This is a genomic window from uncultured Intestinimonas sp. (genome assembly GCF_944387245.1).
GTDB lineage: Bacteria > Bacillota > Clostridia > Oscillospirales > Oscillospiraceae > Intestinimonas.
The window spans coordinates 1-10,279 of record NZ_CALXEE010000078.1 but is presented as its reverse complement, the minus strand read 5'-3'; the positions used below and the strand labels follow the sequence as shown (position 1 = coordinate 10,279).

Below are 10,279 nucleotides of genomic sequence, written 5' to 3'. Positions count from 1 at the left end.
ACCATGCACTCCCGGGCCGGCGCCCAGACCCCCTTCTCCTCCATCAACTACGGCATGGACACCTCCCCCGAGGGCCGGCTGGTGATGAAGAACATCCTCCTCACCACCGAGGCGGGCCTGGGCGGCGGCGAGACGCCCATCTTCCCCATCCAGATCTTCCGTGTGAAGGAGGGGGTCAACTACAACCCCGGGGACCCCAACTACGACCTTTTCCAGCTGGCCATGCGCTGCTCGGCCAAGCGGCTCTTCCCCAACTTCAGCTTCATTGACGCCCCCTTCAACCTGCAATATTACAAGCCCGGCCACCCCGAGACCGAGATCGCCTACATGGGCTGCCGTACCCGGGTCATCGGCAACGTGTATGACCCCGAGCGGGAGATCTGTAACGGCCGGGGCAACCTGTCCTTTACCACCGTCAACCTGCCCCGGCTGGCCATCAAGGCCAAGGGGGACCTGAACACTTTCTTCGAGTCCCTGGACCGGATGATGGACCTGTGCGTGGACCAGCTGTTGGAGCGCTTTGAGATCCAGTGCCGGAAGCACGTCTATAACTATCCCTTCCTCATGGGCCAGGGGGTATGGCTGGACAGTGACAAGCTGGACTGGTCCGACGAGGTCCGGGAGGTCCTGAAGCACGGCACCCTGTCCGTGGGCTTCATCGGCCTGGCCGAGACCCTGAAAGCCCTCATCGGCGCCCACCACGGCGAGAGCGAGAAGGCCCGGGTGCTGGGTCTGGAGATCGTGGGGCATATGCGTGCCCGGATGGATGCCGAGAGCGAAAAGCGGGGACTCAACTTCTCCCTGCTGGCCACCCCGGCGGAGGGCCTCTCCGGCCGGTTTGTCCGCATCGACAAGGAGAAGTACGGCGTCATCGAGGGGGTCACCGACCGGGAGTACTACACCAACTCCTTCCATGTGCCGGTGTACTATCCCATCTCCGCCTACGACAAGATCAGGATCGAGGCCCCCTATCATGCCCTCACCAACGCCGGCCACATCAGCTATATCGAGATGGACGGCGACCCCACCGACAACCTGGAGGCCTTTGAGAAGGTGATCCGCTGCATGAAGGAGAGCGGCATCGGCTACGGCAGCGTGAACCACCCGGTGGACCGGGACCCGGTGTGCGGCTTCTCCGGCATCATCGGGGACCAGTGCCCGGGCTGCGGCCGCACCGAGGCCGACGGCGTGCCCTTCGAGCGCATCCGCCGCATCACCGGCTATCTGGTGGGCACCCTGGACCGGTTCAACAACGCCAAGCGGGCGGAGGAACACGACCGGGTCAAGCACAGCGTGTAAGGGGATGGAAGAGATGAAAGAAGCGAGCATCCGCCTGCGGCGGGGGGAGGGCCGGTTCTTCAAGGCCGGCGGTCCCTGGATCTATGACAACGAGATCGGCGAGGTCCTGGGAGACCCTGCCGACGGGGAAGTGGTGGCCATCGAGGACTACAACGGCTATCCCCTGGGGGTGGGCTTTCTGAACCGGGCCTCCACCATCGCCGTGCGGGTCCTGTCCCGGAAGCCGGGCACCGTCATCGACGAGGCCTTTCTGGAGTCCCGGGTCCGGGCGGCCTGGGCCTACAGGAAGGACACGGTGGACACCTCCTCCTGCCGGGTGATCTTCGGGGAGGCCGACTTCCTCCCCGGCCTGGTGGTGGACAAGTTCTCTGATGTGCTGGTGGTGGAGTCCCTGGCCCTGGGCATCGACCGGCTGAAAAAGACCATTCTGGACCTTCTGGTGAAGGTCCTTGCCGAGGACGGCATCGCCATCCGGGGCATCTACGAGCGCAGCGACGCCAAGGTGCGCCTGAAGGAGGGCATGGAGCGGGTGAAGGGCTTTCTGTCCGAGCCCTTTGACCCTATGGTAGAGATCGTGGAGAACGGGGTCCGCTACCAGGTGGACGTGGCCGACGGTCAGAAGACCGGCTTTTTCCTGGACCAGAAGTACAACCGTCTGGCCATCCAGCCCCTGGCCAAGGACGGAAAGGTACTGGACTGCTTTACCCACACCGGGGCCTTCGCCCTCAACGCCGCCAAGGGCGGCGCCCGGGAGGTGCTGGGGGTGGACGCCTCCCAGCTGGGGGTGGATCAGGCCACCCGCAACGCAGAGCTCAACGGCATGAGCGACCGGGTCCGGTTCGAGTCCCACGACGTGTTCGAGCTGCTGCCCGCCCTGGAGAAGCAGGGGGAGCGGTTCGATCTGGTGATCCTGGACCCGCCCGCCTTCACCAAGTCCCGTGCCTCGGTGAAGAAGGCGGTGACCGGCTACCGGGAGATCAACCTGCGGGGCATCAAGCTGGTGAAGAACGGCGGCTATCTGGCCACCTGCTCCTGCTCCCACTTCATGACCCCGGAGCTGTTTACGAAAACCATCGGGGAGGCCGCCCGCGACGCCCGCCGCCGTCTGCGGCAGGTGGAGTACCGCACCCAGTCCCCCGACCACCCGGTGCTGTGGGGCGCCGACCAGTCCCTCTACCTGAAGTTCTACATCTTCCAGGTGGTGGACGATCAATAAACAAAACGGGCTGCTTTGCAGCCCGTTTTTTCAAAGAAGGCAGGTTTTTGTCATGCGCATCGCCAATACGGTATCCGACTCCATCGTGGACGGCCCCGGGCTTCGGTTCACCGTCTTCACCCAGGGCTGCCCCCACCACTGCCCCGGCTGCCACAACCCAGACACCCACGACCCCGCCGGGGGCCGGGAGGTGACCGTGGCCGAGCTGGCCCAGCGGATGATGGCCAATCCCCTCACCGACGGCCTCACCCTCTCCGGTGGGGAGCCCTTCCTCCAGGCGGAGGACTGCTCCGCCCTGGCCCGGCTGGCCCGGGAAAGGGGCTTGAACGTGTGGACCTATACGGGGTATACTTATGAGAGACTGCTGGAGGGGGACCTGCCCGGGGCCCTGGCCCTGCTGGAGCAGACCGACGTGCTGGTGGACGGCCCCTTCCTGCGGGCAGAGAAGTCCTACGAGGCCCTGTTCCGGGGCAGCGCCAACCAGCGGCTCATCGATGTAAAAAAGAGCCGGACGGCTGGCCATGTGGTGCTGTGGAGCCGTCCCGCCCCTCTGGCCCACTTCACCGTCCCGGAGTCGTGAAAGGAGGCAGTCATGACCATTTCTGAGCTGGAAGGGCGTTTTCTGGACCGTGTCCCCGGCATTATGGGGGTGCGTACCCACTACGCCGTACTGGTCCCTGTGGTGGAGTGGAACGGGAAGCTCCACCTGCTCTTTGAGGTCCGCTCCGATGCCCTGCGACGGCAGCCCGGGGAGGTCTGCTTCCCCGGCGGGCGGATGGAGGAGGGGGAGACTCCCACCCAGTGCGCCCTCCGGGAGACGGGCGAGGAGCTGGGTATCCCTCCCTCGGCCATCCGGCCCATGGCCCGGCTGGACGACGTGTTCATGCCCTCCCACGGCCTCATGCACCCGGTGCTGGCCCAGGTGGACACCGGCGCAGTGGTGAACATGCAGGCCAGTGCCGCCGAGGTGAAGGAGACCTTCCTGGTGCCCGCCGACTTTTTCCGGGACCAGCCGCCCCTCCTCTATAATTTCCCCCTGGTGCCCAGGGTGGACGACGACTTCCCCTATGACCTCATCGGCTTCCCGGAGGGCTACCCCTGGCGGACGGGTACCCATCAGGTGCCCATCTGGACCTACAAGGGCCACGCCATCTGGGGCCTCACCGCCCGCATCCTCCTGTGGAATTTTTCAGACCGCGGACAAAATAGTCCTGCCGCCGGGTCTCTCTGAATCCGAAGGCCTCATAGAGGGCCCGGGCGGGCCGGTTTCTGCTGTCCGCCTCCACCACCAGGGCCCTGTCCCGGGGCAGCACGGCCAGCAGACCGGCCATGAACCGCCGCCCCAGGCCCTGTCCCTGCCGGGCGGAGTCCACCGCCACGCTGTAAATGGACAGGCCCTCCGCCGCCGGACCTACCACCGCTACGGCCAGGAGCTTCTCCCCTTCCCGGAGCCCCCAGCACTGCCGGGCCGGGTCGGAGAGGGTTTTTTCCGCCATGGAGCGGGCCTCCGCCGGGGTGTCGCCGAAGGCCGCCTCCGTGAGGGCGGCCACCCGCTCCAGATCCGGGAGACCGACCAGCTGAAGGGCGAGGTCTTTGGCCCTTTCCGGCCGGGGCCCTTTGCACACCAGCACGTACTCGCTGTGGTCCAGTGCCAGTCCCCAGTGGGCCGCCACCGCCTGGCCGTCGCCGCTCACCCCGCCACAGGCGAAGAGGAGCCGCTCTGCCCCCTGCGCCCGGCAGGTGGCCTCCGCCTCCGCGAGGAGAGCGGAGAAGATCCCCTTCCGCCGGTGTTCGGTGGGGACGAAGGCGCTCACCTCGGCGGTGTGGCCCAGAGGGACGAAGAGGGTGAGAGAGCCTATCAGCCTGCCTCCCTCCCAAGCCTGAAAACCGCCGGGCAGACCGGCGGACCCTCCCGGAGCCAGGGTGGTGACGGCGCGGATGTCCATGCGATCATTCCTTTTCTCGTTTTTCTTATTTTAATGTCTACTGAATAAACCGAGGATCGGTTTATTCGCGCGGCGGTAGCCGCGCAATTCCATAAAAACGGCCAAACGGGGCCGTTTTTATGGAATTCAGACATTGTTACAATGCATATTTCCATTGGAACGCCTTGCGTTCCAATGGAAGTGCAAGGGTTTTGGGCCGTATTGCCCGAAACCCTTGCACCTGAACAAAGCCAATCAGCCTTGTAAGCCTTGGCTTTCAAGGCTTGTGGCTTTGTTCATTACGCATTATTTTAGCACAAAAGGGGGCCAAGGGCCATGGAGCGGACGGAGCGGCTGGGCCGCTATACCCTCCTCCTGACGGAGGACTGCTTTCCCCTGGGGGGCGACAGCCTGGCCCTGGGCCGGTTCGCCACGGTGCGCCGGGGGTGGAAGGTGTGCGACCTGGGCTGCGGCTCGGGGGTGCTGGGCCTGCTGCTGCTGGACCGGGAGGAGAGCCTCTTCCTCACCGGGGTGGAGGTCTCCCCCGCCGCCGCTGACGTAGCCCGGCGGACCTTTGCCCGGAACGGCCTGGATGCCCGGGTGGTCACCGGGGACCTGCGAGACCGGAAGCTCTTTCCCGCCAACGCCTTCGACCTGGTGATCTCCAATCCCCCCTGGTTTCCCACCGGGGCGGGGAAGTCGGGAGGACCGGCCCGCAGCGAGGAGGGGTGCACCCTCAAGGAGCTGTGCGCCGCCGCCGGGTACCTGACCCGGCCCGGCGGGCGGTTCGCCCTGGTTCACCGTCCGGAGCGTCTCCCCGACCTCTTCGCCGCCCTGCGGGAAAACGGCCTGGAGCCCAAGCGCATGGCTCTCCTCCAGCACAGCCTCGCCACGCCCCCCTCCGCCGCCCTGGTGGAGGCGGTGCGCCAGGGCCGTCCCGGCCTGGAGGTGCTGTCTGTGCGGTTACAGGAGGGGCCTCAGTCCGGCGCCGGTCCGCAGCCCTAATATATGTGAGGAATCATTTTGTCAAGAGGGGTGATCCGCATGGAGCCTTTGACCGCCTTTGCCGCCCGACTCAAAGCCCTGCGCCGGCAGAAAAAACAGACCCAGAAGGACATGGCGGCGCTGCTGGGCTGTACCGTCAGCAACTATCAGAAGATCGAATATGGCCAGGTCAACATTCCCATCACAACCCTCATCGCCCTTGCCGACTACTTTGGCGTCACCACCGACTATCTGCTGGGCCGGTCGGAAGAATAATCACGTACAGGAGGCACCATCATGCCCGGAACCCTCTACCTTGTCCCCACCCCCATCGGCAACCTGGGGGATATCTCGGCCCGGATGGCCGACACCCTGGCCCAGGCGGACTTCATCGCCGCCGAGGACACCCGGGTGACCCTGAAGCTCCTCAACCACCTAGGCATCAAAAAGCCCATGGTGAGCTACTACCGCCACAACACCGGCGAGAGCGGCGCCGCCGTCCTGAGCCGCCTCCTGGCGGGGGAGAGCTGCGCTCTGGTCACCGACGCCGGCACCCCGGCCATCAGCGACCCCGGAGAGGACCTGGTCCGCCAGTGCGCCCGGGAGGGCATCCCCGTGGTCTCCATCCCCGGCCCCTGCGCTCTCATCACCGCCCTGGCCGCCTCCGGGCTGCCCACTGGGCGCTTCACCTTTGAGGGCTTTCTGGCCATGAACAAGAAAAACCGCCGCTCCCACCTGGAGGAGCTGAAGGGCGAGACCCGGACCATGCTCTTCTACGAGGCGCCCCACAAGCTCCAATCCACCCTGGCCGACCTGCTGGACACCTTCGGCCCGGACCGGCGCATTGCCCTGTGTCGGGAGCTCACCAAGCTCCACGAAGAGATCCGCCGCACCACCCTGGGTGAAGCTGTGGCCTGGTACGAAGAAAATCCCCCCAAGGGGGAGTTCGTGCTGGTGGTGGAAGGCGGCACGCCCGAGGCTGAAAATGTCCCCACCCTGGAGACAGGCCTCCGCCGTGTGGAGGAGCTGCGGGCCTCCGGCGCCTCCCTCCGGGACGCCGCCCGGCAGGCGGCGGCGGAGCTGGGCCTGCCCCGCAAGGCCCTCTACGACCTGGCGCTGGGAAAAGGAACGTCGGATAACGTCGATTGAATTCCTTTTTTGTAATTTTCTGGTTATCATGCATATACCATTTGTATATACAATCCGCAATATAACTCCGGATACGAAGGACCTTCAGCAATACAAATCGATTTCGACCGAAACCATTCGAACACGAAAAAATCATCTGCTATGTAAAATCTATGTAAAAAATCCGGAGTGGCGGCCGCCGCTCCGGATTTTTTGTCCGCAGGAAAGGGACACGGAACTCATTTATTCATGAGCTCGCGAATGCAGTTGGGGCACACATTCTTCCCCTTAAAATTGATAACATCTTTGGCATCATCGCAGAAAATACAGGCAGGCTGGTACTTTTTCAGGACAATGGAGGCCCCATCCACGTAGATCTCCAGGGAGTCCTTTTCTGCAATGTCGAGGGTGCGGCGCAGCTCAATAGGGAGCACGATCCGTCCCAGTTCGTCAACTTTCCGTACGATCCCGGTCGATTTCATAGTTCTGTTTTAGCTCCTTCCCAGATAATGGCGGCGCATAAGCGCGTTCCGGACCAATATCTGTCATGTATTATAACATATTGTATAGAAAAGTCAATCAGAATATGGAAATCAGGGTAAAAATATGTCTATCCTACGAAAATGGTGGGTTTCGGATATATTTTGGCCCATTCTGGCATAGATTTCTGGGTGATGGGGGGCTTGAAAATGGGGATGTCTGGAATCTGGACGGGAATGGTGGCCATTTCGCTGGTGTGTGCTCTGGCCACCGGTCGGGGTTCGGAGGTGGCCTCCGCCGCCATGGAGGGTGCCTCCGCCGGGGTGGAGCTGTGCCTCAGTATGGCGGGGGCGCTGTGTCTATGGATGGGGGTCATGGAAGTGCTGCGTCGGGCAGGAGCCATGGGGTGGCTCTCCCGGCTGCTGAGGCCGGTGCTGAGCCGGCTCTACCCGGACTTCGCCCGGGACAGCGGCGTGATAGACGCCATCTCGGCCAATGTGTCGGCCAACCTGCTGGGTCTGGGCAATGCTGCCACCCCTTTAGGGTTGGATGCTGCCCGCCGCATGAGCCGCCGCTCGCCGGGGGTGGCCTCCGACGCCCTGTGCATGCTGGTGGTGTGCAACACCGCCTCCATCCAGCTCATCCCCACCACAGTGGCGGCGGTGCGGGCGGGGGCGGGAAGTACCGCCCCCTTTGACATCCTGCCGGCGGTGTGGCTGGCTTCGGCCCTGTCGGTGACAGCGGGCATCCTGGCCGCCCGGCTTTTCGCGCGGCTGTGGAGGGACTGATGATGGATGTGCTAGAGCTCACCGTCCCCCTTCTGCTGGTGGGGGCGGCCCTGCTGGGCCTGTGGCGGCGGGTGGACGTGTACGACGCCCTCCTCACCGGGGCCGCTGACGGCCTGGGGGTCCTCATCCGCATCGTCCCCGCTCTCATCGCCCTGCTGACGGCGGTGTGGATGCTCCGGGCCTCAGGGGCATTGGAGCTGCTGGCGGGTGTTCTGGCCCCGGTACTGGAAAACCTGGGAATTCCTCCGGAGACGGTGGCCCTGCTGCTGGTACGTCCCGTAAGCGGCAGCGCCGCCCTGGGGGTGGGAGCCGACCTCATCCGCACCTATGGCCCCGACTCCACCGTCGGCCGGACGGCGGCGGTGATGCTGGGCTCCACCGAGACCACCTTCTACACTGTGGCCGTCTACTTCAGCGCCGCCAGCATCAAAAAGACCCGGTACGCCGTCCCCGCCGCCCTGTGCGCCGACCTGGCTGGCTTTGTGGCAGCAGCCTGGGCGGTGCGGCTCTTTTTCCCCACATAACAAAAAGCGGGCGGACCTTTTTCGGTCCGCCCGCTCTCTTGCTCCTCAGGTGTCGAAGGAGCCATCCCACACCGGCAGGTTGGTGAGGAAGCGCCCTTCCACCGCCGGCACGTAATAGGCCCCGAAGGTCCGGAGACCGTCCCCCTCCGCCATCTCAGGCAGGCGCACATAGAAGCGGTAGTAGGGCATCCAGCAGCCCTCCAGCGTCCCGTTCCGGTAGACCAGCTCCACTTTCTCCACATACTCCAGCCCCGACAGCTCATAGGGCACGCTGGTGATGTAGTGGCCCTCTCCCAGCAGCTTCTCCGCCTCCTCCGCCGTAATGATGGGGTAGTCCCCCAGCTTCTGGGAGAGGTCGGACAGGTAGAACCGGATCATCCACAGCCGCCCCTCCTCGTCCGGGTAGAAAACCACCCGGCGGAAGTGGTACCCCACCAGCTGGTCGGTCAGGTCCCCAGCCCCCTCATAAACCTCGATCTGATAGCCCTGCTCCCGGTAGATGTTGTAGTCGCCGCCCCAGAGGCTGAGGGCGGGCTTTTCCATGTTCAGCAGGGTATCGTAGGTCTCCATCAGGTATTCTCCCGCCGCCTCCATAGCCTCATAGGAGGCGTGGTGGCCGAAGTCATATTTCTCCGGCAGCGCGCGTGTGGGCTCGAACTCGAGGGTGACAGGCAGGGTGCTGCTCACATCCAGGGTGAGCCCCTCACCCTGGATGGTCAGCGCCCCCCAGTCGGTCTCCTCGATCTCCGCCCCCTCCAGACCCAGGCGGCCGGCAACCTCCTCTAGGGCGGCCTCCATGGCGGCCCGGTCCTCCACCGGCTGTCCGTATTCATCCAGCTCCAGCGGATTCGCATACACGGGCAGGGTGGTGAGCCCGGCCTCCTCCGTCCAGGGGTTGCCGCTGACCAGCTCGGAGATATCGTAGGCCATGTAGCCCTCAAAGCCCATGCCCATTTCCCCCAGTTCAATGGTGAGCATGGGCAGGCCGTCCACCGTGGGGACGGGGGCGGCAGTAGTCTGCGCTGTCTCTACCGGAGCCGTGGTCTCTGCCGCTGGAGCGGCGGTCTCCGCCTCCGGCGTGGTGACCGGCCCCGCCGGACCACCGCCCCAGCGGACTGCCCCAAAGAGCACCACCCCGGCGCAGGCCGCCAGAGCGGCCCAGCCCTTCCAATGGTTCCGCCGCACGCCTCCGGAACCCCGGACGGCGTCGGCCTCCTCCAGAAGGTCATCGCCGATGTGGGCCATGGCGTCGCTGATGTCCTCCGGCTTCATACTGAAAACCCCTCCCTTCGCAGGTGTTCCCGCAGTTCTAACCGGGTCCGGTGGAGGAGGCTCTTGGCCTGGGACAGGCCCAGGCCCTGGTCGGCCGCCACCGCCCGGATGGGGTCCATGTAGTAGTACCGGGCCACGAAGGCCCGGCGGGCCGAGGGAGGAAGGGTACGGAGGTAGGTGTCGATGGCCTCCCCCAGCAGGTGGAGGTCCACCGCCTCCTGGGTGGCGTCCCCACCGGAGAGGCATTCGGCCAATTCCTCCAGGGAGAGGGCGTACTCCGACGCCTGGCGCTTCTGCCGGTGCCTGTGGCGGAAGCGGTCGATGGCGCAGTCCCGGACGATCTTCCCCAGGTAGGTGGAGAGCACCGCCGGCCGCTGGATAGGCATAGAGTTCCACGCCTTGAGATAGGTGTCGTTGACGCACTCCTCGCTGTCCTCCCGGTCGGAGAGGATCTGCCAAGCGATCTTGCTGAGATAGGCCCCATACTTTCCCTGCGTGGCCCGGATGGCCTCCTGGTCCCGCTGCCAGTAGAGCGCAACGATGGCCTTGTCCTCCATATATGATCCCTCCCTTCTGCCCTATATCCCGCCAAACGGAGCCACTTGGTCGCAGCGGGGCTAAAAATTTTGTAAAAAACGGCGTGCGGTTTTCCGCACGCCGTTT

13 protein-coding genes are annotated in these 10,279 nt (G+C 64.6%); 9 read left to right on the top strand and 4 right to left on the bottom strand.

Annotated elements, in window-relative coordinates; translation table 11 throughout:
- The 4 genes from Q0K15_RS09470 to Q0K15_RS09455 all read left to right on the top strand — a co-directional run.
- On the top strand, positions 1 to 1,299 hold a 1,299-nt coding region (locus Q0K15_RS09470; protein ID WP_294515604.1), incomplete at its 5' end, for an anaerobic ribonucleoside triphosphate reductase.
- A 13-nt stretch (positions 1,300 to 1,312) separates the two neighbouring features.
- On the top strand, positions 1,313 to 2,515 hold the full coding sequence (locus tag Q0K15_RS09465; RefSeq protein ID WP_294515603.1) for a class I SAM-dependent rRNA methyltransferase: 1,203 nt from the start codon (positions 1,313 to 1,315) through the stop codon (positions 2,513 to 2,515).
- Between the two features lie 52 nt (positions 2,516 to 2,567).
- The gene (gene nrdG, locus Q0K15_RS09460; RefSeq protein ID WP_294515602.1) at positions 2,568 to 3,095 is read left to right on the top strand and encodes an anaerobic ribonucleoside-triphosphate reductase activating protein; all 528 of its coding nucleotides are present in this window, start codon (positions 2,568 to 2,570) and stop codon (positions 3,093 to 3,095) included.
- Positions 3,096 to 3,107: 12 nt separating this feature from the next.
- Complete coding sequence (locus tag Q0K15_RS09455; RefSeq protein WP_294515601.1) at positions 3,108 to 3,746, top strand: CoA pyrophosphatase; 639 nt, start codon at positions 3,108 to 3,110, stop codon at positions 3,744 to 3,746.
- Here Q0K15_RS09455 and Q0K15_RS09450 read toward each other — a convergent pair.
- Entirely contained in the window at positions 3,676 to 4,461 is a 786-nt protein-coding gene (locus Q0K15_RS09450) for a GNAT family N-acetyltransferase (protein ID WP_294515600.1), read from the bottom strand. The genes Q0K15_RS09455 and Q0K15_RS09450 overlap by 71 nt on opposite strands.
- 315 nt (positions 4,462 to 4,776) lie before the next feature.
- Between Q0K15_RS09450 and Q0K15_RS09445 the strand changes: the two genes are divergently transcribed.
- The 3 genes from Q0K15_RS09445 to rsmI are packed head-to-tail and all read left to right on the top strand — an operon-like array spanning position 4,777 to position 6,573.
- Positions 4,777 to 5,445 carry a methyltransferase gene (locus Q0K15_RS09445; RefSeq protein WP_294515599.1) on the top strand — a complete coding sequence of 223 codons (669 nt, stop codon included), beginning with the start codon at positions 4,777 to 4,779 and terminating at the stop codon, positions 5,443 to 5,445.
- Between the two features lie 39 nt (positions 5,446 to 5,484).
- Positions 5,485 to 5,700, top strand: coding sequence for a helix-turn-helix transcriptional regulator (locus tag Q0K15_RS09440; RefSeq protein ID WP_294515598.1), 216 nt, complete (start codon positions 5,485 to 5,487; stop codon positions 5,698 to 5,700).
- A 21-nt stretch (positions 5,701 to 5,721) separates the two neighbouring features.
- The gene (gene rsmI / locus Q0K15_RS09435; protein ID WP_294515597.1) at positions 5,722 to 6,573 is read left to right on the top strand and encodes a 16S rRNA (cytidine(1402)-2'-O)-methyltransferase; all 852 of its coding nucleotides are present in this window, start codon (positions 5,722 to 5,724) and stop codon (positions 6,571 to 6,573) included.
- Positions 6,574 to 6,791: 218 nt separating this feature from the next.
- Here the strand turns inward: rsmI and Q0K15_RS09430 are convergent, their stop codons facing one another.
- Positions 6,792 to 7,034, bottom strand: coding sequence for an AbrB/MazE/SpoVT family DNA-binding domain-containing protein (locus Q0K15_RS09430; protein WP_130851073.1), 243 nt, complete (start codon positions 7,032 to 7,034; stop codon positions 6,792 to 6,794).
- A gap of 213 nt (positions 7,035 to 7,247) precedes the next feature.
- On the opposite strand from Q0K15_RS09430, the gene Q0K15_RS09425 reads away from it, so the two are divergent.
- Positions 7,248 to 7,820 (top strand): nucleoside recognition domain-containing protein, encoded by a 573-nt coding sequence (locus Q0K15_RS09425; RefSeq protein WP_294515596.1) that lies wholly within the window; start codon positions 7,248 to 7,250, stop codon positions 7,818 to 7,820.
- 2 nt (positions 7,821 to 7,822) lie between these two features.
- The gene (locus Q0K15_RS09420) at positions 7,823 to 8,344 is read left to right on the top strand and encodes a nucleoside recognition domain-containing protein (RefSeq protein ID WP_294515605.1); all 522 of its coding nucleotides are present in this window, start codon (positions 7,823 to 7,825) and stop codon (positions 8,342 to 8,344) included.
- Positions 8,345 to 8,389: 45 nt separating this feature from the next.
- Here the strand turns inward: Q0K15_RS09420 and Q0K15_RS09415 are convergent, their stop codons facing one another.
- Both Q0K15_RS09415 and Q0K15_RS09410 read right to left on the bottom strand, forming a co-directional pair.
- The gene (locus tag Q0K15_RS09415; RefSeq protein WP_294515595.1) at positions 8,390 to 9,616 is read right to left on the bottom strand and encodes a hypothetical protein; all 1,227 of its coding nucleotides are present in this window, start codon (positions 9,614 to 9,616) and stop codon (positions 8,390 to 8,392) included.
- On the bottom strand, positions 9,613 to 10,173 hold the full coding sequence (locus tag Q0K15_RS09410; RefSeq protein ID WP_294515594.1) for an RNA polymerase sigma factor: 561 nt from the start codon (positions 10,171 to 10,173) through the stop codon (positions 9,613 to 9,615). The genes Q0K15_RS09415 and Q0K15_RS09410 overlap by 4 nt, the downstream gene beginning before the upstream one ends.
- Between the last annotated feature and the right edge of the window lie 106 nt (positions 10,174 to 10,279).